At 70.0% G+C, this 20,386-nt stretch carries 18 protein-coding genes; 10 read left to right on the top strand and 8 right to left on the bottom strand.

The window, feature by feature from the left end; all coding sequences use genetic code 11:
- Window positions 1-124: 124 nt before the first annotated feature.
- A complete protein-coding gene (locus tag AD72_RS28740) occupies window positions 125-706 on the bottom strand; it encodes an acetate uptake transporter (protein WP_031469758.1) in 582 nt (193 codons plus the stop codon).
- Window positions 707-865: 159 nt separating this feature from the next.
- On the opposite strand from AD72_RS28740, the gene AD72_RS28745 reads away from it, so the two are divergent.
- Together AD72_RS28745 and AD72_RS28750 are read left to right on the top strand one after the other, a co-directional pair.
- The gene (locus AD72_RS28745; protein ID WP_031469759.1) at window positions 866-1,606 is read left to right on the top strand and encodes a Fic family protein; all 741 of its coding nucleotides are present in this window, start codon (window positions 866-868) and stop codon (window positions 1,604-1,606) included.
- 67 nt (window positions 1,607-1,673) lie between these two features.
- Window positions 1,674-2,732: a hypothetical protein gene (locus tag AD72_RS28750; RefSeq protein WP_037347673.1), complete on the top strand. Its 1,059-nt coding sequence runs from the start codon at window positions 1,674-1,676 to the stop codon at window positions 2,730-2,732.
- Window positions 2,733-2,739: 7 nt separating this feature from the next.
- Here the strand turns inward: AD72_RS28750 and murQ are convergent, their stop codons facing one another.
- The 5 genes from murQ to AD72_RS28775 are packed head-to-tail and all read right to left on the bottom strand — an operon-like array spanning window position 2,740 to window position 9,514.
- Window positions 2,740-3,654, bottom strand: coding sequence for an N-acetylmuramic acid 6-phosphate etherase (murQ, locus tag AD72_RS28755; RefSeq protein WP_031469761.1), 915 nt, complete (start codon window positions 3,652-3,654; stop codon window positions 2,740-2,742).
- 2 nt (window positions 3,655-3,656) lie between these two features.
- Window positions 3,657-4,601: a MurR/RpiR family transcriptional regulator gene (locus tag AD72_RS28760; protein ID WP_031469762.1), complete on the bottom strand. Its 945-nt coding sequence runs from the start codon at window positions 4,599-4,601 to the stop codon at window positions 3,657-3,659.
- A gap of 31 nt (window positions 4,602-4,632) precedes the next feature.
- Window positions 4,633-6,408 (bottom strand): serine hydrolase domain-containing protein, encoded by a 1,776-nt coding sequence (locus tag AD72_RS28765; protein WP_031469763.1) that lies wholly within the window; start codon window positions 6,406-6,408, stop codon window positions 4,633-4,635.
- A 26-nt stretch (window positions 6,409-6,434) separates the two neighbouring features.
- Window positions 6,435-7,700 (bottom strand): exo-beta-N-acetylmuramidase NamZ family protein, encoded by a 1,266-nt coding sequence (locus tag AD72_RS28770; RefSeq protein ID WP_031469764.1) that lies wholly within the window; start codon window positions 7,698-7,700, stop codon window positions 6,435-6,437.
- A complete protein-coding gene (locus AD72_RS28775; protein WP_156365408.1) occupies window positions 7,697-9,514 on the bottom strand; it encodes a glycoside hydrolase family 3 protein in 1,818 nt (605 codons plus the stop codon). Before AD72_RS28775 ends, AD72_RS28770 begins: the two co-directional genes overlap by 4 nt.
- Before the next feature lie 979 nt (window positions 9,515-10,493).
- On the opposite strand from AD72_RS28775, the gene ssd reads away from it, so the two are divergent.
- The 7 genes from ssd to AD72_RS28810 all read left to right on the top strand — a co-directional run bounded on the left by ssd (window position 10,494) and on the right by AD72_RS28810 (window position 15,430).
- A complete protein-coding gene (ssd, locus tag AD72_RS28780) occupies window positions 10,494-11,621 on the top strand; it encodes a septum site-determining protein Ssd (RefSeq protein WP_051899122.1) in 1,128 nt (375 codons plus the stop codon).
- Window positions 11,621-12,799 (top strand): TadA family conjugal transfer-associated ATPase, encoded by a 1,179-nt coding sequence (locus tag AD72_RS28785; protein ID WP_197285107.1) that lies wholly within the window; start codon window positions 11,621-11,623, stop codon window positions 12,797-12,799. Before ssd ends, AD72_RS28785 begins: the two co-directional genes overlap by 1 nt.
- On the top strand, window positions 12,793-13,605 hold the full coding sequence (locus tag AD72_RS28790; RefSeq protein ID WP_051899123.1) for a type II secretion system F family protein: 813 nt from the start codon (window positions 12,793-12,795) through the stop codon (window positions 13,603-13,605). Before AD72_RS28785 ends, AD72_RS28790 begins: the two co-directional genes overlap by 7 nt.
- Window positions 13,599-14,291, top strand: a complete 693-nt coding sequence (locus AD72_RS28795; RefSeq protein ID WP_231645010.1) for a type II secretion system F family protein — start codon at window positions 13,599-13,601, stop codon at window positions 14,289-14,291. The genes AD72_RS28790 and AD72_RS28795 overlap by 7 nt, the downstream gene beginning before the upstream one ends.
- A 68-nt stretch (window positions 14,292-14,359) precedes the next feature.
- Window positions 14,360-14,701, top strand: a complete 342-nt coding sequence (locus AD72_RS38250; protein WP_425480788.1) for a DUF4244 domain-containing protein — start codon at window positions 14,360-14,362, stop codon at window positions 14,699-14,701.
- A gap of 44 nt (window positions 14,702-14,745) precedes the next feature.
- Window positions 14,746-15,072 carry a TadE family type IV pilus minor pilin gene (locus AD72_RS28805; RefSeq protein ID WP_031469770.1) on the top strand — a complete coding sequence of 109 codons (327 nt, stop codon included), beginning with the start codon at window positions 14,746-14,748 and terminating at the stop codon, window positions 15,070-15,072.
- 4 nt (window positions 15,073-15,076) lie between these two features.
- On the top strand, window positions 15,077-15,430 hold the full coding sequence (locus AD72_RS28810; RefSeq protein ID WP_197285106.1) for an Rv3654c family TadE-like protein: 354 nt from the start codon (window positions 15,077-15,079) through the stop codon (window positions 15,428-15,430).
- 9 nt (window positions 15,431-15,439) lie between these two features.
- Here AD72_RS28810 and gndA read toward each other — a convergent pair whose 3' ends face one another.
- A complete protein-coding gene (gene gndA / locus AD72_RS28815; protein WP_031469772.1) occupies window positions 15,440-16,879 on the bottom strand; it encodes an NADP-dependent phosphogluconate dehydrogenase in 1,440 nt (479 codons plus the stop codon).
- 307 nt (window positions 16,880-17,186) lie between these two features.
- On the opposite strand from gndA, the gene AD72_RS28820 reads away from it, so the two are divergent.
- Window positions 17,187-17,816 (top strand): bifunctional DNA primase/polymerase, encoded by a 630-nt coding sequence (locus tag AD72_RS28820; RefSeq protein WP_031469773.1) that lies wholly within the window; start codon window positions 17,187-17,189, stop codon window positions 17,814-17,816.
- Window positions 17,817-17,975: 159 nt separating this feature from the next.
- Here AD72_RS28820 and AD72_RS28825 read toward each other — a convergent pair whose 3' ends face one another.
- Window positions 17,976-20,312, bottom strand: a complete 2,337-nt coding sequence (locus tag AD72_RS28825; protein ID WP_031469774.1) for a DEAD/DEAH box helicase — start codon at window positions 20,310-20,312, stop codon at window positions 17,976-17,978.
- Window positions 20,313-20,386: the final 74 nt, after the last annotated feature.

The raw sequence follows: 20,386 nt of genomic DNA on the forward strand, positions 1-20,386 counted from the left end.
TGACTCGGCGGGAAGGTCCTGCTCTCGGTGAGCAGGTTGTCCAGGGCTGGGCTTTCTGACTCTGCCATGGCGTGGCTCCTTTGCGCGGGTGTTCGTAGTGTCGAACTTAGTGGTTACGTCCGTTTCACGACAGCGGCCGCACCGGCAGCACATCGCGCTTGAACGTCGCCTTCAGGATTCCTGCGAACGAGGTGTACCAGGCGAGCAGTGCGGTGAGCAGACCGAGCCAGCCGCCGATCTTGCCGAGCGACTCCGCGGCGAGTTCACCGAGGGTCAGGAACAGGAAGGTCAGGAACAGGAAGAAGAACACCGAAGCCAGTGCCGCGGTCGTGCGCAGCGCGCCGATCGTCATGTACGCGGTGAACACGGCGAAGATCAGCAGGAACAGTCCGGTCGCCGTCGCCGCGTGGTTCTCCGGGATCTTCTCGCTGAACAACCAGACGAAGAACGCGAAGGCGCACCAGAACCCGCCGTAGGTGCCGAAGGCGGTCGCGCCGAAGGTGTTGTTGTTCCTGATCTCCCAGACACAGGCGATCAACTGGCCGAGACCGCCGATGAACAGGGCGAGCGGCAGGACGACCGGCTCGACGTCCTTGGCCACCAGACCGGCGTTGACGAGGGAGAGTACGAAGGTGGTCCCCGCGAAGCTGGCGAGGCCGAACGGTGCCGGATCGGAGACCGGCTTGGTCTCTTCGGTACTGGCCATTTCTCACTACCTCCTTTGGTAGCTGTGTTGTTCGCCGCGATAGTTGCGACCTGAACAATCTGTGCTATGCACCTATCTACTGCGTGTAGGTCGTGAGCACAACTGGTCATTGCTCCAATCGGCGGAGTAATCGATCAAGGAGGGGATACGGTGTCATCCATGGCGTCCGCAACCGACCCCCTCGCTCCGCTACTCGATCTCGACGGCGTGGCCGATGCCGTCGAGTCCGCCCGTGCCGCGGTCGATGAGGTGCACCGGCATCCGGCGAACCGGCGCGGCTGGGCCGCAACCGCTGCCGAGGCCTCGGTGCGCGCCGCCCGGGCCTCCGCCGCGCTCGACGGGGGCAGCCCCGCGCTCCCCGAGGACGCCGATGTCGAGGATCCGGTGCTCGCGGGAGCCCTGCGGGTGGCCGAGGCGCTCGGCCCGTTGCTGTCCACCTGGGAACGCGCGCCGCTGCAAGCGCTTGCGCGGTTGCACGTGCTCGCCGCCGCCGACCTCGTCGAGGACGTCGACACCCTCGGCAGGCCGAGCATCGAGGATCACGGCGGACGGCTCGATCTGCTCGCCCGGCTGCTCACCGGGGAGACCTCGGTGCCCGCGCCGGTGCTGGTCGCCGTCGTGCACGGTGAGCTGCTCGCCCTGCGCCCGTTCGCCGTCGCCAACGGAGTGGTCGCTCGTGCCGCGACCCGGCTGACCGTGATCGGGACCGGGCTGGACGCCAAGGGCCTCATCGTCCCCGAGGTCGCGGCTTTCCGAGCCGGACCGCGCTACGCCGCGCTTGCGCAAGCGTTTGCCGAGGGTGGTGCCGAGGCGTTGCGGGAATGGGTGCTGTTCAACTGCGAGGCTATCGAGGCGGGAGCCCGCGAGGCGAAGGGGATCGCGGACGCGGCCACCGGGTGAGCGGCGCGATTCGTTCCGGATTTCCGGGGGCCCGGTCAGTGGGGCGCCCGCACCGTGTCCCTCCGATATGTGGCGAAAGGATACGAATCCCATCGAGGCGGTACTGGGACTGGTCACCGATCCCGATCTGCCGACGACGATCGGTACCAGGCTGACCGAGGACATCACCGAGTGGCTGCGCGAGCGGACCGGCCGCTGCTGGCGCGTCGAACTCGTCTCCGATCCGGTGACCGCGGGGGAGGCGGACAGTGCGCGCATCCTGGACGCGGTGACCGAATACCGCGAGTCGCGGGAGTGGACGTACGCGATCTGCGTGACCGATCTTCCGCTGCTGCTGCGGGACCGGCCGCTGCTGGCCGAGACGGACACCGGGCGGGGTACCGCGATGGTCTCGCTGCCCGCGGTCGGCGGATTCGGTGCCCAGCGGGGTCTGCGGCGGGTGGTGCTGCGGCTGCTCGGTGACCTGCTCGGCGAGGCCGCGCCCGCCTTGCGGTCCTCGGTGCGGCGGATGAACCTCGACGAGGGGCACCGGTACACGGTCGCCCCCGCTCCGGGGTGGCCGCGGCTGATCGGGGGCATGGTGCGCGCGAACCGGCCGTGGCGGCTGATCTTCGGCCTGTCCAGTGCGCTCGCCGCGGCACTCGGGACCAGCGCGTTCGGTCTGTCCTCGAGCACCATCTGGCAGATCGGCGACCTGCTGGATCCGGTTCGCCGGGTGCTCGCGGCCGTGGCCTCGGTGGTGCTGCTGGTGTCCTGGCTGATCGCGGCCCATCGGTTGTGGGAGCGGGGCAAGCACCGCGCTTCCGGGTTCCGCAGGCTCGCGGTGCTCTACAACGCCTCCACCGTGGTGACCCTGTTCGTCGGTGTCGGCGTGCTCTACCTCGGCCTGTTCGCGATCAACCTCGGGATCGCGGCTTTCCTGGTGCCCGAATCCCTGCTGGTCAGCACGCTGGGGCACCCGGTGGGGACGGGCACGTACCTGATCCTGGCCTGGGGTTTCACCACCATGGGGGTGATCGCCGGCGCGATGGGCTCGAGCCTGGAATCGGATGCCGCGGTCCGGCAGGCCGCCTACGGTTACCGCGAGGAGCAGCGCAGGCGGGAGTACCGGGACCAGGAGGGCTGAAGGGGCGTCACAGGGCCGCGAGTGCCTTGCGCACGTTCCCGTCGCTGGCGCGCAGCGCGTCCGAGGCGTGCGCGCTGCTCACCTCGGCGAGCAGGGTGACGAGCGCGGTCTTCATGTCGCCGTCCGCCTCGGCCAGCGCCTCCGCGCAGCGCTGCTCGTCCGCGTCGGTGGCCTCCTGCAGGATGCGCAGGGTGCGCCCGCGCAGCTTGGCGTTGGTGGCCCGCATGCTGACCATGAAGTTCGAGTAGGTGTGCCCGAGCTTGATCATCACGGCGGTGGAGAAAGCGTTCAGGATCAGCTTCTGCGCGGTGCCTGCCTTCATCCGGGTGCTGCCCGCGATGACCTCGGGACCGGTGTCCACGGCCAGTGCCACGTCGACCAGTGCGTTGCCCTCGGCCTGCGGGTTGGCGGAGATGAGCGCGGTCCGCGCGCCGAGCTCGCGCCCGGCCCGCAGCGCACCGAGTACGTACGGGGTGCGCCCGGAAGCGGCCAGCCCGACGACGACGTCCTTGCCGGTCGCCGATTCGCGGATCTCGGCGGCCCCGTTCTCGGTGTCGTCCTCGACGTTCTCGGCCGCGGTCCGCAAGGCCTCTGCGCCACCGGCGTGGTGCGAGACGAACAGATCCTCGGGCACGTTGTAGGTGGGCACGAGTTCGGCGGCGTCGAGGACCGCGAGCCGCCCGGATGTCCCCGCGCCGACGTAGTGCACCCGACCGCCCGCGCGGATCGCCTCGACCGCCGCGTCCACGAGAATCGCGAGCTCCTCGAGCACCGCGGCCACGGCGCGCGGGACGAGGGCGTCCTCATCGTTGATCTTGCGCAGGACGTCCACTGTGGACAATTGGTCGATATCGGTGGTGCGCGGGTTGCGTGCTTCGGTCGGGGCCTCGACCCGCACTTGTTCGGCGCCTTGCTGGGGCATGCTCACCGTTCCTTCGTCTCGTGCGGCTCGCCTGGGTGGCGCCGTCGTCCGTCGTAACGTTCGTCGAGCCGGTGCGCGCCGACCGCGCTGCGGGTGGCGTCGAGCGCGTTCATCGCCGTGCCCATGTGCCGCTGCGCGATGCCGACGAACAGGCAGTCGATGACGGTGAGCTGGGCGATCCTGCTTGCCGTCGCGCCGGAACGGAAGGTGGTCTCCCGTGCGGCCGTGGTCAGCACGTGCTCGGCGACGGTGGCGATGGGGGACCGCGGGAAGTTGGTGATCGCCACGGTCGTCGCGCCGTGCCGAGCGGCGAGCCGGAGTGCCTCGACGGTTTCGGCGGTGGCCCCCGAATGCGAGATGGCGACCGCGACATCGCCCGGTCCGAGTACCGCGGCCGAGGTGAGCATGATGTGCGTATCGCTCCAGGCGAAGCTGATCCGGCCGATCCGGTGCAGTTTCTGTTGCAGGTCCAGTGCCACGAATGCGCTCGCGCCCACGCCGTAGACGTCCACCCTGCCCGCCGCGGCCATGGCGGTCACCACGCGATCGAGCACTCCGATGTCGATCTGGCCCGCGGTCTCCTCGACGGCGCGCGCGTCGGCGTAGCCGAGCTTGCCGACCACCTGGCCGAGATCGTCCTCGGCGGTGATGTCCGCGCCGAGGTCGTTGTTCGGGCGTGCCTCGGTGCGCGCACTCTCCGCGGCGAGCGCGATTCGCAGTTCGGGATAGCCGCGCAGCCCGATCGCCTTGCAGAACCGGGTGACCGTGGTCTCCGAGGTGTTGGCGGCCTCGGCCACGTCGGTGATGCTGGTGCGCGAGACCGCGGCCGGATTCGCGAGCACGACCTTGGCCACCCGTTGCTCGGCCTTCGCCAGCCCAGGGACGAGTGAACGGATCCGCACGAGTGGGCTCGCGGTCCCGCCGTCGGAAGGCCCGTTGGTGGTCACGTGGGAAACTTACTAACCCGTTTCCGAAGGGTCAATGTCGTGCCCTGACCCAGCCGTCGCCGGTCACGGCGCCGGGATCGTCTTCCAGGTCGAACAGTTTCTGCCTGCCCGCGTACATGAGCGCCTTGTCCACGCATACGCCGCGGCCGGTGTACTGCTTGTCGGTGGTGTACCGCCAGCGCACCTGCATCCGCGGGGCCCGTGCGGCCTCGGGGATCGATGCGGTGACCTGCCACCAGCGCCGATGACCGTGCCCGGAAAGGCTGGGCACCGATCCCTGCGGTGCGCCCGGCCCGCTCGCCGTGACCGCTCGTGGGGTCCAGGTCTTGCCCGCGTCGGTGGAGAACTCGACCGTGAGCGGGTCGCTGACCTCGGTGTCCACGAAGGCGTGGAATTCGAGGACGGCCGAGCGCAGCCCGGTGTCGAACGCAGCGGTGGTCAGCGTCGCCGTGCTGCTGTCCCCGATCCGACTGGTCCAGTAGTCGTTCCCGGCGACCGGGGGCACCCGCATGGCTCGCGCGAGTCCGGTCGCCACCTGCTGGCGGGCCGGGTTGATGCTGCCCCGGTCCCGGTTCGGGTGCACCCGGTTGGTGAGCAGCAGCGCGATCGAGCGGGAGAGCCGGTCGATGACGAGCGTGGTTCCGGTGAATCCGGTGTGCCCTGCGGTTTCCGGGCTCGACAGGGCGCCCATGTAGAACATCTGGTCGAGTTCGAAACCCAGCCCGTGCGCGTCGTCGGGGAAGGCCGTGTTGAAGTTCGTGAAGATCAGCTCGGCGGTGGCCTCGGACAGTACCCTGGTGCCCGCGTAGCTGCCGCCGTTCAGCACCATCTGCGCGATGACGGCCATATCGTGTGCGGTGGAGAACACCCCGGCGTGCCCGGCGACCCCGCCGAGCGACCACGCGTTCTCGTCGTGCACCCGGCCCCACACCAGGCCGCGGTTCGAGGAACCCTCACCCACCTCGTACTCGGTCGGTGCGATCCGTTCGCGCAGCCGCAGCGAGGGGTTGTAGCCGGTGTCGCGCAGCCCGAGCGGGCGGACCACGCGCTCGTGCACCTGTTCGTCCAGGGAGGCGCCCGTGACGTGTTCGATCAGCAGCTGCATCGAGAGCATGCTCAGATCGGAGTACTCGTAGGCCGTACCGGGTTTGGTCTTGATCCTGGTGTCGAGGATGGCCTTCTTGCGTGCCGGGATGTCCGGATATCCCTGCCACAGCGTGGGTTTCGGATCCGGCGGCAGTCCCGCGGTGTGGGTGAGCAGCATCTTCGGGGTGATCGGGGCCTTGCCGCCGGTCTCGTAGCCGGGGAGGTACTTCGCGACGGGGGTGTCCAGCGCGATCGTGCCCTCCTCGAGCAGGGACAGCGCGACGAGCGTGGTGAACAGCTTCGAGATCGAGGCCATGTCGAAGATCGTGTCCGCGCGCATCGGGATCCGGCTGGCCATCGGGAGTTCGGTGCCCTCCCGGTCGGCATAGCGCAATGCCCAGCCGGTCGGTTCCTCCGCGAGGATCGTGCCGTGGTGCGCGAGCAATGTCACCGCTCCCGGGAACAGCGGGGTTCCGTTGTCCGGTTCGGCGTAGCCGGTCACGGCCCGCAGCGTCTCGGCGATGGTGCGGGAATCGAGGCCGAGGCCCGCGGGGCTGCCGTGCCGTAGCCGGGTGCCCGGCGGTGCGAAGCCGGACTGCGGCAGGTCGAACCGGCCGAGGGCGGATGATCCGGGCGTGGCCACCGCGGGCAGGCTACCCGCGGTCAGCGCGGCGGTTCCGGCGAGCCCGGACGCGAGCAGGAACGTGCGCCGATCGAGCATTCATCTCCCTTTCTCGCGGGACGGTCTCAGGAGTACAGCAGGAAGGGACGGCGGGTGCGGCGGAACTTCTCGAGTTCGGGCTGCCAGGCACCGACGATGTCCTCGGTGTCCGCGCCCTTGTCCAGCATGGTGCGCAACCGCGCGGATCCGGTGAGCTTGTCGATCCAGTTGTCCTTGCGCCAGCCGAACAGGGACGGATAACCGCGTTTCGCCGTCACCAGCATCGCCACCCCGGTGCGGATCGGATCGAACCGGTGCGGCTGGTGCACGTGCAGCGCGACGCCGCCGCAGGTCTTGCCCGCGAAATCGGAGAAGGTCGGCACGAAGTAGGTCTCCGCGAAACGCACCCCGGGCAGGTCGAGCGCGTTGAGCGCCTGCGCCCACCGCCAGTCGATGCCCGGGGCACCGATGATCTCGAACGGCCTGGTGGTGCCGCGCCCCGTGGTCAGGTTGGTTCCCTCGAACATGCAGGTGCCGGGGTAGACGAGCGCGGTGTCCGCGGTCGGCATGTTGGGGCTCGGCATGATCCAGGGCTGCCCGGTCTCGGCGAAGAACCGGTCCCGCCGCCAGCCGCGGCAGCGGTGGATCTCCAGCTTCGCGAGTCCGCGTCCCTCGTCCTCGGGAAGGAATCGGGTGTCGAACAGCTTCGCCAGCTCGGCCACCGTCATCCCGGGTTGCTGGGTGATCGGTTTGAGCCCGACCCCGCTGGCGAAGGCCGGATCGAGCATGGGCCCGAATGCTTCGCCGCCGATCGGGTTCGGCCGGTCGAGCACCACGAAGGAGGCGCCGGTGCGCACGGCCGCGCGCATCGCCGTGTACATCGACCAGATGTAGGTGTAGAAGCGCGCGCCCACGCTGGCGATGTCGAACACGAGCGTGTCGATGCCCGCCTTGCGGAAGTACCCGGCGAGTTTGTCCACGCTCGCCCCGTACGCGTCGTACACCGAGATCCCGGTGCGCGGGTCCTTGTAGTCGCCCTCCGAACCACCGGCCTGCGCGGTGCCCCGGAAACCGTGCTCCGGTCCGAACGCGGCCAGCGGCCGGTGACCGGCTTCGACCATGTCGTCCACGATGTGGCTCAGGTTCGTGAGCGCACCCGTCGGGTTGGCGAGCACCCCGACCTTGCGCCCGGCCAGTGCCTGCCACCGGTCCGCCGCGAGCAGATCGGCCCCGGTGCGGACCGGAACGGTGCCTTGCTGCCCGGGTGCCGCGGCGGTCGCGGTGGTGGACAGGGTCAGCGCGGGTGCGGCGAGCGCGCCCGCGGTGAAGAAGGAGCGGCGTCCGAGGCTCACCAGTGCAGCCCCGTTCCGAACGGGTACTTGATCTTCGTGGTGTCGCCACCGACGGGGACGTCCACGGGCAGCTTCCCGCGCGGGCCGAGCTCACCGTAGATGACCTTGGTCAGCGACTCCATCGAGGCGGCCGAGGAGGAGTAGGTGGCCAGCCAGGTCCGTTGCGCGTCCACGAAACCCGTGTCGTACGGGCGTTGCGCGGCGACCGCGATGACCGGTTTCCCGGTGGTGATCAGCTCGGTGAGCAGTTGTTGTTGCTGGGGCTGCATTCCCTTCGGATCCCCGTTGGTCAGCACCACGGTCAGCTCGGCGGAGTTCGCCGCTGCCACCGCTTCGGTGATCTGCGCCTTGCCCGGTTCGGTCCCGGTCGCCAGGACCCGGGTGTTCGCCCCGCGCTTGCCGATCGCGCCGGCCAGGTTCTTGGTGGTCGTCTCGCCCCAGCCGGTGATCAGGACCGAGCGCGGTTTCTTGTGCAGTGGGAGCAGCTTCGCGTCGTTGCGCACCACGGTGATCGTGTGATCGGTCATGGCCTGCGCGCGAGCCCGGTTCGCCGCGGTGCCCACGCGGCGGGGCAGTTCGGCGAGATCCACCGGCCGGTAGTGGGCGAGCCCGCGCTGATACTTCAGCCGCAGGACCCGGCGCGCCGACTCCTCGATGCGCGATTCGGTGAGCTTCCCGTCCTGGACGGCCTTGAGCACGGAGTTGATGGCCAGGTTCAGGTCCACGGGCATGAGCAGCTGGTCGATGCCGGCCTTGAGGGCGAGCACCGGGATCTCGGCATCCGGATGCAGTTCCCGCACGCCCTGCATCCGCAGCGAATCGGTGCTGATCAGGCCGTCGTAGCCGAGCTCTTCGCGGAGCAGTCCGGTGATCATGCGCGGGGAGAGGGTCGCCGGTTCACCGGAGGGGTCGATCTCCGGCATCACGATGTGCGCGCTCATCACCTCCTGCACGCCTTCCTTGATCGCCGCGCGGAACGGGACCGCGTCGGTCTTGCGCCACTGTTCGAGGCTGCGCTTGATCGTGGGCAGGCTGGTGTGACTGTCACTGGAAGCACCGCCATGGCCGGGGAAATGCTTCACCGCTGCGCTCGTCGTGCGATCCGGCGGGCCGCTTTCCTGATAACCGCGCACCGCCGCGCGCACCAGCTGAGCGGCCAGCTCCGGGTGGCTGGAGAACGAGCGGAGCCCGATCACCGGGTTGGTCGGCTCGGTGTTGACGTCGGCATCCGGCGCGTGGTTCTGATTGATCCCCATGGCGCGCAGTTCGGAACCGAGGATGGCGGTCTCGGCGTAGGCGTCCGCGGTGCTCCTGCTCGCCCCGATCGCCATGTTGCCGGGGACATCCGTGGCGTATGGCCCGGTGATCCGCGCGACGTACCCGCCCTCCTGGTCGGTGCTGATCAGCAGCGGCAGCTTCGCGTTCGAGGAGACCGCGGCCTGCTGCAGGCCGTTGGACAGGGCGGCGATCTGCCGCGGGGTGTCGATGTTGTCGAAATCGCTGTTGTTGAAGTAAATGATCCCGCCGACCGCGTACCGTTCCACGATCTGCGCCGGGGTGTCGACGCCGAATTCCTTGCGGTTCTTGGGATTCACCTCGTCGGCGGACTGCCCGTTCACCGGGGTCACGAACAGCTGGCCGACCTTCTCGCGCAGGGACATGCCGCCGAGTTGTTTCTCCACCCAGTCCGCCATGCCGGGGGCCTCCGGTGCTCGCCCTGCCGTGGAAGCGAAGGACAGTGCGGGGACCGCGGCCGCCGCGGCCACCCCGGCACCGAGCGCACAGGCCGCGCGCCTGGACACACTCTTCGACACGTCTGCCTCCACACCCACTTGACGGAGTGGGCACCGCCTGTGAAAACGAATTCCCCAGTAGGGCCGGTGAAAGCAAGTTACTCACGCGCGGAGTCGGCCGTCAACGGCCCGAACGTCGCTTGTGGATGGATTCCCCCGGCTGTGGATAACCTGCCACAGACAGCGCCGAGGTGGAGACAGCAAACCCGGCGACAATAAACAAGGCGGCGCCCGCCTCATCGGTGGATGCCACGCGCATCACCGAGAAGCGGCCGCCGCCTCCGCGCGGATTCACGGGTTACCAAGCTGCAACGAATGTCGAACTGTACGTGGTCCAGGGGTTCGGCGTCCCGATACCCGGTCCATCGTCGACAAGCCTCCCGCGGCATGCTGAGCGTGGGTGCCTGGAATCCGCGCACGGACTCCGATCGGGGGTGAAACAACCCTTATCTTCGGGAAGTTCCTGGCCGTATCGCCGTCCGCACCTCTATGTGTACCTAGTGATTGGCGTCACTTCAAGTGCTCGATCGGGTGCACCGTTTCAGCAACTGCTCGTAGTCGTCCGGCTTGTTCGGCCGGGATGCTCCGATCGGCTCCACGTATCGTCGTGTGGCGATGACAATCCGGTCAACCGAGGGGAATTTGACTGCGAATTTGTCGAGAATGCAGCGGTTTCCCGGGTTGCCGTTATACAGTGGAAGCAACGAGCACATCTCAAGACCGGTTCAGCTCGACCCCCCGGGGCTGAACCTCCGACGACCCCCGTCCCTCCCCCCTGGCGGGGGTCGTCCCATGTCCAGGCTCGGTTTCGTTTGTATGCCCGGTTATCCACAGCGCGGCAGGTTGTCCACAGATTGTGGTTGCCGTATTGCTGCGCCTCTCGTCGAGGTTCACGGTTGAGGCAGGTTCGTCAGCAGGCGAACGTGAACCTGGGGGTTCGTCGCGTGCGGTGCACACCCGCGACTTGGGGGCTCCCTGTGGAGAAAGTGTTGGTGTCGCTGTGGTTTCGTCGTCACGTCGGGGTGGTTCGCGCCCGGAGCGGTCCTCTTCGGTCGCGGTGTGTTCGGTCGAGGACGAGCAGCTTCGCGGGCATGTGCTGCGTTGCGCGGCCGCCGCGGACATCGCCGTCGAGCGGGTGGACGGACAGCCCGGCGCCCGTGCGGCCTGGCAGCGAGCTCCGGTCGTGGTACTCGACGAGGTGATGGCCAAACGCCTTGCCATGGCGGAATTTCCGCGCAGAGACCGGATCGCCGTGGTGTGTGCGAGCGAGCCCGGACCACGTACCTGGGCGGCCGCGCTCTCCCTCGGAGCCCGGCTGGTGGTGACCTTGCCCGCCGAGGAACCCGAACTGTCCGCGCTGTTCGCCGAATCGGCGCAGCGATCGGATGCCGGGGAGGGCACGGTGATCGCCGTCCTCGGCGGGTGCGGTGGCGCGGGAGCTTCGGTGTTCGCCGGTGCCCTCGCCGCGGCCGCCGCGCGCCGCGGCCGGGACACCCTGCTCGTCGACTGCGATCCGCTCGGTGGCGGGCTCGACGGCACGGTCGGGCTCGGCGAGCTCGACGGGATGCGCTGGCCCGGCCTCCGGCTCGCGGACGGCAGGCTCACCGGCGGTTCACTGCGTTCGGCCCTGCCCGCACGAGTGGTCCGCGGGGCGACGGTCGCGGTGCTCGGCTGTCCGCCCGGTGCCGCGCCACCCGGTGCGCAGGCGGTGGGTGCCGTTCTCGACGCCGGAGTGCGTGAGGGGAACACCGTCGTGTGCGATATCGGCCGCAGCCTTGATGACGGTGGCCGCGCTGCGCTGAGCCGCGCCGACCTGTGTGCCGTGCTCGTCCCCGCCCGGCTGCGCGCCTGCGCGGCCGCGAAGGGTCTGGCCGGTCGGGCCATTGAAGCGGGCGCCGAGCCGTGCGCGGTGGTGCGCGGGCCGTCGCCCGCGGGGATGCGGCCCGCGGAGGTCGCCGCCGAGGTGGGTGTTCCCCTGCTGGTGGCGATGCGTTCGGAAGCCGCGCTCCCGGCGACCGTCGAGGCCGGGCGACTGCTCGACTACGGGAAGGGACCACTCGCGTCCGCGGCGCTCGTCGTGCTCGGGGCGGCGGTCCGGGACCTGCCCGCGGCGGGGAACGCCGCATGATCGGCCAGGAACTGATCGAACGGGTGCGGGATCGGCTCGCCTGCGATGGCGTCAGCCTCGACCCGGCCCATATCGCCGAGGCGGTGCGCGCCGAATACGGCGGGGTGGCCGGGGACGCCGATGTCCTCACCGCGTTGCGCGTGCTCGACTCCGAATTCACCGGATTCGGCAGGCTCGAGGAACTACTGCGGGATGACCAGGTCAGCGATGTGCTCGTGACCGCACCGGACGAGGTGTGGGTGGACGGTGCGGACGGCCTGCGCCGCAGCGGGGTGTGCTTTCCCGGCGAGGACAGTGTGCGCAGGCTCGCGCAGCGCCTCGCTCTTGCCGCGGGGCGCAGGCTCGACGAGGCGGTCCCCTACGTCGACGGGTGGCTGACCGCCGGTGGCAGGCAGGTGCGGTTGCACGCGGTGCTCACCCCGGTCGCCGCGGACGGGACCTGCATCTCCCTGCGGGTGCTCCGGCAGGCCCGGCACGACCTCGATGAGCTGCGCAGGCTCGGCACCTTCGACGAGCGGACCGCCGAGCTGCTCCGTGCCATCGTCCGCGCACGGCTGGCCTTTCTCGTCGTCGGAGCCACCGGATCGGGAAAGAGCACCCTGCTTTCCGCGCTGCTCGGCTGCGTTCCGGCCGGGGAGCGGATCGTGTGCGTGGAGGACGCCGGGGAACTCGCTCCCGATCATCCCCAGTTCGTCCGGCTGATCGCGCGACAACCCAATGTCGAAGGCGCGGGTGAGGTGACCCAGCGCGACCTCGTGCGCCAGGCCCTGCGCATGCGCCCCGACCGGATCGTCGTCGGCGAGGTGCGCTCCGTCGAGGTCGGCGATCTGCTCAGCGCACTGAACACGGGGCACGACGGTGGTGCGGGAACGCTGCATGCGAACGCGCCGGAGGAGGTACCCGCACGCCTCGAAGCCCTGGCAGCCCTCGCCGGGCTCGACCGGGCCGCCCTGCACAGTCAGCTCGCGGCGGCCGTGCAGCTCGTGCTGGCCATGCGCAGGGACGGCACCGGTGTCCGGCGGCTCACCGAGATCGCGGTACTCACCCGGCGCGGAGCGTATGTGCGCGCCGTACCCGCCTGGCGGCTGGACACCGCGGGCCGGGCGAACTGGGCAGCGGGCAAGGACGAGCTGCTGCGCCTGCTGGCGAACCGGGGCGCCGAGGTGATCGCGTGCTGAGCCTCGGCCTGGCCGCCGGTGCCTCCGCGCTGCTCGTGCTTCCCGCGCGGCCGCGAGGCGCGAGGCGGGATTCGGCCGGACTCGACCGGGCTGCGTGTGCCGCATGGCTGACCGGTGTCGCCTTGCGCTGGCCGGCAGCGTTCGCGATCGTCTGTGCCGTACCGCTCGCCGTGGCACGCGGACCGTTCATCGGCGCCGCCCTCGCCCTCGCGGTGCTCGTGGCCCTGCGCCGGTGGCGCGCCGCGCGCGGTGTGCGAGCCCGAACCAGCGCGACGCGGCGGTTCGCCGAGGCGCTGCAGGCCATGGTGGCGGAACTGCGCAGGGGTGCGCATCCGGCGCTCGCCGCGGCCAGCGCCGCCGAGACCCCCGAGGTCGGTTCCGTGTTCGCGGGCATCGCCGACGCAGCGGGGATCGGTGCGCGGGTCGAGGACACGCTCGCCGCACGCGCGGCGGAGCTGCCGCAGCTCACCGGCGAGCTCGACCGGTTCGCCTCGGCCTGGCGGCTCTCGGTGACGCACGGCCTCGCCCTCGCCGAACTGCTCGCCGCGCTGCAGCGCGATGTCGAGCACCGCGTGCGTTCGGCGGCGAACCTGCGTGCCCAGTTGTCCGGTGCGCGGGCCTCCGGATGGGTACTCGCCTCGCTCCCGGTCGCCGGGGTCGTACTCGGTCAGGCGATCGGCGCCGATCCGCTCGGCGTGCTCGGTCGGCCAGGGGCCGGTGGAGTGCTGCTGCTCATCGGTGTCGGCCTCATCTGTGTGGGCCTGACCTGGACCGCGCGCCTGACCGAGCGGGTGCTGCCATGCTGAGCAGTCTCGCCGCGCTCGCGCTCGCCCTGAGCGTGGTCAGTTGGCCGTCGGTGCCGATCCGTGCCCGGAAGCTGCCCGCGATGCGGCTACCGCGTTATGGGCTCGCGGTTCTCGCCGCGATCGCCGTGGGAGCCCTGTTGGCCACCTTCGGCGCGGGAGTCGGGCAGGTCGCGCTCACCGGGCTCGGTTCGGGTGTGCTCGTGGAACTGCTGCGCCGGAGGTCGGCCCGGCAGGCCGGACGGGTCTCACCGGTCCGCCTGGCCGCGAGCTGGGACCTGTTCGCCGCCTGTCTGCGGGGTGGACTCGACGTACCCCGCGCGGTGACCGTGATCGCGGGGAATCTGCCGGATCCGGCCGCCGGTGCGTTACGGCGTACCGCGGATCTGCTCGCTCTCGGTGCGGACGCCGAACAGGCATGGCGGCCCGCGCTCGCCGAACCCGCCACGGAGGCCCTGGGCAGCGCGGCGGTACGCAGCGCGCGCTCGGGTACCGCGCTCGCCGAGGTCGCCGCGGGACTCGCGGTACGCATGCGCGCCGAATCCGAGGACGCGGCGAACGCCGAAGCACAGCGCTGCGGGGTGCTGGTCAGTGGTCCGCTCGGCTGCTGTTTCCTCCCCGCCTTCTTCTGTCTCGGGGTCGTCCCGGTCGTCCTCGGGCTCGCGGGCACGATGCTCGCCAGTTGGTAGTCCACTGTGGACAGTCAGGGTTCGAACGGTCAAGGAACAGGAACAGGAACAGAAAGGACGGTGCCCTCATGTCGGCTCCATCGCTTCCCACCGGAACCAGTGCCGATCGCCTCGCCGAGGTGATCCCGATCCGCTCCGGCATCGAGCTCACCGGAGCACCGCCCGGCCGGTTCATGGCCCGGTGGCGCAGGTTCCGGCGCTGGCTCGCGCTCCGCATCGCCGGAGCGGAACCCGAGCCCGCCGAAACCGAGCCACGGTTCGACGACGCGGGCATGTCTACCGCGGAGTACGCGATCGGCACGATCGCCGCCGCCGCGTTCGCCGCCGTGCTGTACACGATCGTCACCGGGGATTCCGTGCTCGACGCGCTGACCTCGCTCGTGCAGCGGGCGTTGTCGGTGTCGTTGTGAGCGTTCGGCGCGGATCCGCGGTACCCGGAACGGGGGACCGGGGCATGGTCACCGTGGAAACGGCGATGGCGCTCGCGGCCTTCGTCGCGGTGCTGATGTTCGGAATCGGCGCCGTGCTCGCCGTCCTCGACCAGGTCCGCTGTGTCGACGCGGCGCGGGAGGCGGCCCGGCTCCTTGCTCGCGGTGAGCCGGAACGGGCACAGCAGGCGGTGCACCGGATCGCCCCGAAGGGCGGGCGGCTGAACGTCGAGGCCTCCGGTGACGAACTCACCGTGCGGGTGCGCGCCGAACCGGTCGGTGGGCTGCTGCCCGGTGTGCACGAAGAGGGGGTGGCATATGCGGTCCGCGAACCGAACGCCAGGAGCGGATGAACCGGTGCGCGACGGCGGGGTGGCGACCCTGTGGACGGTCGGTGCTCTCGCGGTCGTGTTCGCCGCGGTGCTGGCCGGTGTGTGGCTCGCGGCGGCGACCGTGACCAGGCATCGCGCGGTGAGCGCCGCCGACCTCGCCGCGCTCTCGGTCGCGGCCGGGGTCTACGCCGGTGCGCCGGATCCGTGTTCCCGCGCCGAATGGGTCGCGCGCGGGATGCGCGCGACCCTCGGGCGGTGCACGGTCCGGGGCTGGGACGCGTTCATCGAGGTCACGGTGCGCCCGAGTGGCCCGCTCGGCAGACTCGGTGCCGCCTCGGCCCATGCGCGCGCCGGTCCCGCGGCGCCCCGTGCCCCGTAGTGACGCTCCTTATGCCGGGTGTTCCGGACGGCCTTCGGCGGCCCACTCGGTGTGGAAGGAGCCCGGCCGGTCGGTGCGCCGGTAGGTGTGCGCGCCGAAGAAGTCCCGCTGCCCCTGGACAAGTGCCGCGGGCAGGCGCTTGGCACGCAGCGCGTCGTAGTAGGCGAGGGAGGTGGAGAACCCGGGAGCCGGGATGCCCAGCCGCGTCGCGGTGGAGACCACCGAACGCCAGGCGTCCTGCCCGTCCTCGACGGCGCTGCGGAAGGTGCCACTGGTCAGCAGGGTCGGCAGGCCCGGTTCGGCGGCGTAGGCGGAACGGATGTCATCGAGGAACTTGGCCCGGATGATGCAGCCGCCGCGCCAGATCGAGGCGATGGCGCCCAGATCGAGATCCCAGCCGTACTCGGCGCCACCGGCCTGGATCTGGTTGAACCCCTGCGCGTAGGCCACCACCTTGGAGGCGTACAGGGCCTGCTCGACATCGGCGGCGAACCGTTCCGCCTCGGCACCGCTGAGCAGGGAGGCCTTCGGCCCGGCGAGATCACCGGCGGCGGCACGCAGGTCGGCGTGCCCGGAGAGCGAACGGGCGAAGACGGCCTCGGCGATCCCGCTGATCGGCACCCCGAGGTCGAGCCCGATCTGCACGGTCCAGCGGCCGGTGCCCTTCTGTTCGGCCTGGTCGGCGACGATGTCGACGAACGGTGCCCCGGTCGCGGCGTCCGTGTGGGCGAGCACCTCGGCGGTGATCTCGATCAGATAGGAATCGAGGCGCCCGGAGTTCCAGCCGCGGAACACCTCGGCGATCTGGGCAGGGGAGTACCCCAGGGCACCGCGCAGCAGGTCGAAGGCCTCCGCGATGAGCTGCATATCGGCGTACTCGATGCCGTTGTGCACCATCTTCACGAAGTGCCCTGCCCCGTCCGCGCCGATGTGGGAGCAGCACGGCTCGCCGTCGACGTGCGCGGAGATGCTTTCCAGCAGCGGACCGAGCGAGGCGTACGACTCGGCCGATCCGCCGGGCATGATGCTCGGGCCGTGCAGTGCGCCCTCCTCGCCGCCGGAAACACCGGTCCCGACGAAGTGCAGGCCGCGTTCCCGCAGCTCGGCCTCCCTGCGGCGGGTGTCGGCGAAGTGCGCGTTGCCCGCGTCCACGATGACATCGCCGGAGTCCAGCAGCGGGGCGAACTCCTCGATGACGGCGTCGGTCGCGGCACCGGCCTTGACCATGATCACGATCTTGCGCGGCCGTTCGAGCGCGGCGACGAATTCCTTGGCCGTCTCGGTCGGGACGAACTCTCCCTCGTGACCGAACTGGTCGACCAGGTCGCGGACCCGTTCCGGCGAGCGGTTGTGCAGCGCGACGGTATGTCCCGTGCGCGCGAGGTTGCGTGCGAGGTTCCGGCCCATCACCGCGAGGCCGGTCACTCCGATGCTCGCCGCCTTGCTCATCCCTGTCTTCCTCTCCTTGAGGTACACCTGCGCCCTGTCTACCAGAGCGGTGATAGGGGCGGGCGGTCGATGAGATGCGACGAACGGCCTTCAGGTCGGTGAGCGGGTGCCGTTGGAAGACGCCCATCGGTCCGGAGGGGTACAGCGCGTCGCCTTGATCGGGGCTCGTTCGTCGTGCCTCGGCTACCGGTTATCGACTCCGGGTTTCGGTGAAGTTGCAACTTGCCGTTGAGTGGTGTGAGTCACCGAGGTAATGCGAGACACACCGAGACGTACCGAGCCCGGAAGGGAATGGAGGAAGACTTCGATGGACTGGTCGGATAATTGGCGGGACGCCTTCCGCATCGAGTTGCGTGCTGAGGCCGTTGGTCTCGCATGGCGCGGGTGGCCGATCATGCCCGGCACCTATCCGACCGGTGAGGCGTGGACCGACGGCGAGCACGACCGGGTGAACGGCCCCGAGCCGGTGGACTCCGACTGGAAACTGCAAGTTGCAGCAAAGCCGGAAGAAGTGGCGAGCATCTGGACCGGCCGTCCGTACAGCCTGCTCGTGGCCACCGGAACAGTGCTCGACGCGGTCGAGGTCCCGGCGGCGATCGGCATGCGAGTCGCGGGGTTGCTGCGCACGGTCGGCGTGGTCGCGCCGATCGCGGCGACCCCGGAGGGCCGCTGGATCTTCCTGACGACCCCCGGTCGCCGGATCAACCCCGAACTGCGCGCACACCCCGAGATCAAGGTGCGCGGTGCGGGCGACTGGATTCCGCTTCCTCCCTCGTCCTGCCAGCACGGCATCGTCCACTGGAGGGTCAAGCCGCAGACCTGTGGCTGGCAGCTCGCGGAGGCCGGTTTCGTCCAGGACGCCATCTCGCAGGTGCTCAGCCAGGTCGACGTGGACAACGACGACCGGGTGCTCGCGACGCAGCGCCTCTCGGCCTAGCGCTCCCCTGCTGGTCGACCGAGCACCACAGCACAACTGAATACTTGGCCGTGTTGGGCGTCTGGATTCTCGGCCCGCGCAGTGAGCCGAAAACGCTCGGGTACCCCGTACCCACCCCCGAGGGCGTTGACTGGATCGCACCATCCAGCAGGACCGCTGTCAGGTAACACCGCTCCGTAATACGGGAAGCACCGCGCTCAACACGGCCATCGCACCCTGCTTGTCCAGTGGTTCGTTGCCGTTCCCGCATTTCGGTGACTGCACACAGGACGGGCACCCGGCCGGACACTCGCAGGCTGAGATCGCCTTCCGAGTCGTGGCCAGCCAAGGGACCAACGCGGCGAAGCCGCGGTCGGCGAACCCAGCGCCCCCAGGGTGACCATCGTGCACGAACACCGTTGCCTCCCCGGTGTCCGCATGCAGCGCGGTGGACACCCCGCCGATGTCCCAACGGTCGCAGGTCGCGAAGAGCGGAAGCAAGCCGATCGCCGCGTGTTCGGCGGCATGCAGCGCACCGGGGATGCGTGCTGGATCCAGCCCAGCACCCCCCGGTGCGTTGTTGCGCAACAGATCCTCGCCGACGGTGTACCAGACCGCGCGAGTGCGCAGCACCTGCTCGGGAAGATCGAGCGGAACCTGATCGAGAACCTGCCCCGAGGGCAGCTTGCGCAGATACCCGATGACCTGCGAGGTGACCTCGACCGAACCGAGGCAGCTGGTCACCCCATCGCCGTGCTCCTGGCGGGTCAGGGTCTCGAGCACCCGGATGTCGACCACCTCGCGCGGCGTGGTGATCCAGTCCGGGCGCTCGGCGTGCACGAGCGCGATCCCCTCGTCCAGATCGAGCGAATCGACCACGAACGACTCGCCCTGATGCAGGTGCACCGCGCCCTCGTGCACGCTGCTCGGCGCCGAACCCGCGTCCACGGTGCCCAGCAACCGCCCGGTGTCGCCCTCCACGACCGCGATCTGGCCACCACCCGAACCGCGCAGGTCGACCGTTCCGTGCGGGCGGTCCCTGCTGGACCAGAACCATCCGTGCGGGCGGGCGCGCACCAGCTTCTGCTCGGTGAGCTCGGTCAGCAGCGGCTCGGCCGTCTCGGCCCCGCCGAACTCGGCGAGCCCCGCGCGGGTGAGTGGCAGTTCGGCGGTCGCACAGGCGAGATGCGGGCCCAGTACATAGGGATTGGCCGGATCGAGCACGGTGCTCTCCACCGGCCGGTCGAAGATCGCCTCCGGATGGTGCACGAGGTAGGTGTCGAGTGGATCGTCGCGCGCGATGAACACGACGAGCGGTTCGTCCTCGCCCGCGCGCCCGGCCCGCCCCGCCTGCTGCCAGAAGGAGGCCAGCGTTCCGGGGTACCCCGCGACGAGTACCGCGTCCAGCCCGGTGATGTCGATTCCGAGTTCGAGCGCGTTGGTGGTGGCCACCCCGAGCAGCGAACCCGAGTCGAGCGCGGATTCGAGTCCCCTGCGGTCCTCGGCGAGGTATCCACCGCGATAGGCGGCGATCTTGCCCGCCAGCCGGTTGTCGATCTCCCCGAGGATCCGTTTCGCCCCGAGCGCGGTGAGCTCGGCCCCGTGCCGGGAGCGCACGAAGGCCAGGGTGCGTGCCCCCTCGATGACCAGGTCCGCGAGCACCCGCGCGGCCTCGGCGCCCGCCTGCCTGCGTACCGGGGCACCGTGTTCACCGGTCTCGGATTCCAGCGGCGGTTCCCACAGCGCGACCGTGCGCGCCCCGCGTGGCGAGCCGTCCTCGGTGACCTCGGTGACCTCGAGCCCGGTGAGCGCGGAGGCCGAATGCCCCGGCTCGGCGGCCGTGGCCGAGGCGAGCAGGAAGACCGGGTCCGCGCCGTAGCGGGCGGCGATCCTGCGCAGCCGCCGGATCAGCAGCGCGACGTGCGAGCCGAAGAGTCCGCGGTAGGCGTGGCATTCGTCGATCACCACGAAGCGCAGGTTCCGGAAGAACCGCGCCCAGCGTTCGTGCCGCGGCAGCAGGGAGAAATGCAGCATGTCCGGATTGGTGAACAACCAGTTCGCGTGTGCGGCCGCCCAGTCGCGCTCCCCCAGAGGGGTGTCACCGTCCACGGTTGCCGCGCGCACCGCGGACAGGCCGAGCTCACCGACCGAACGCACCTGATCGGCACCCAGTGCCTTGGTCGGCGCGAGATACAGCGCGGTGTCCCGCTTTCCGGAGGTGAGCGCGGTCAGCACCGGGAGCAGATAGCAGGCCGATTTCCCGGAGGCGGTACCGGTCGAGACCACGACGTGCCGCCCGGACCAGGCGAGTTCCGCGGCCTGCGCCTGATGGGTCCACGGCGCGGGCATTCCGCTGTCGCGCAAGGCATCGACCACTTCCCTCGTGGCGAAGGACGGCCACTCGGCATGGTGCTCGGGACGTGCGGGGGTCAGCTCGACATGGGTGAGCGGTCCGGCCGATTCGTCGAGTCCTGCGAGAATTCTCTTCAGTAACCGTTGCCCGTCGTGCTCGCTCATGCGCCTGGCTCCCCGGGGGAGCTCGGCGCTTCGCGGCCACGCTGTTTCGATGGTTCGCTCGCAAGCTCGCTCAC

The organism is Sciscionella sediminilitoris (genome assembly GCF_000737195.2).
Taxonomy (GTDB): domain Bacteria; phylum Actinomycetota; class Actinomycetes; order Mycobacteriales; family Pseudonocardiaceae; genus Sciscionella; species Sciscionella sediminilitoris.

Excerpts from the sequence above, each read along its gene's own strand:
- AD72_RS28825 (WP_031469774.1), bottom strand. The coding sequence starts at position 20,312 with ATGAGCGAGCACGACGGGCAACGGTTACTGAAGAGAATTCTCGCAGGA.
- AD72_RS38250 (WP_425480788.1), top strand. The coding sequence starts at position 14,360 with ATGTCGGCTCCATCGCTTCCCACCGGAACCAGTGCCGATCGCCTCGCC.
- AD72_RS28795 (WP_231645010.1), top strand. The coding sequence starts at position 13,599 with ATGCTGAGCAGTCTCGCCGCGCTCGCGCTCGCCCTGAGCGTGGTCAGT.
- AD72_RS28820 (WP_031469773.1), top strand. The coding sequence starts at position 17,187 with ATGGACTGGTCGGATAATTGGCGGGACGCCTTCCGCATCGAGTTGCGT.
- AD72_RS28740 (WP_031469758.1), bottom strand. The coding sequence starts at position 706 with ATGGCCAGTACCGAAGAGACCAAGCCGGTCTCCGATCCGGCACCGTTC.
- AD72_RS28765 (WP_031469763.1), bottom strand. The coding sequence starts at position 6,408 with ATGCTCGATCGGCGCACGTTCCTGCTCGCGTCCGGGCTCGCCGGAACC.
- gndA (WP_031469772.1), bottom strand. The coding sequence starts at position 16,879 with ATGAGCAAGGCGGCGAGCATCGGAGTGACCGGCCTCGCGGTGATGGGC.
- AD72_RS28750 (WP_037347673.1), top strand. The coding sequence starts at position 1,674 with ATGTGGCGAAAGGATACGAATCCCATCGAGGCGGTACTGGGACTGGTC.
- AD72_RS28805 (WP_031469770.1), top strand. The coding sequence starts at position 14,746 with ATGGTCACCGTGGAAACGGCGATGGCGCTCGCGGCCTTCGTCGCGGTG.
- murQ (WP_031469761.1), bottom strand. The coding sequence starts at position 3,654 with ATGCCCCAGCAAGGCGCCGAACAAGTGCGGGTCGAGGCCCCGACCGAA.
- AD72_RS28745 (WP_031469759.1), top strand. The coding sequence starts at position 866 with ATGGCGTCCGCAACCGACCCCCTCGCTCCGCTACTCGATCTCGACGGC.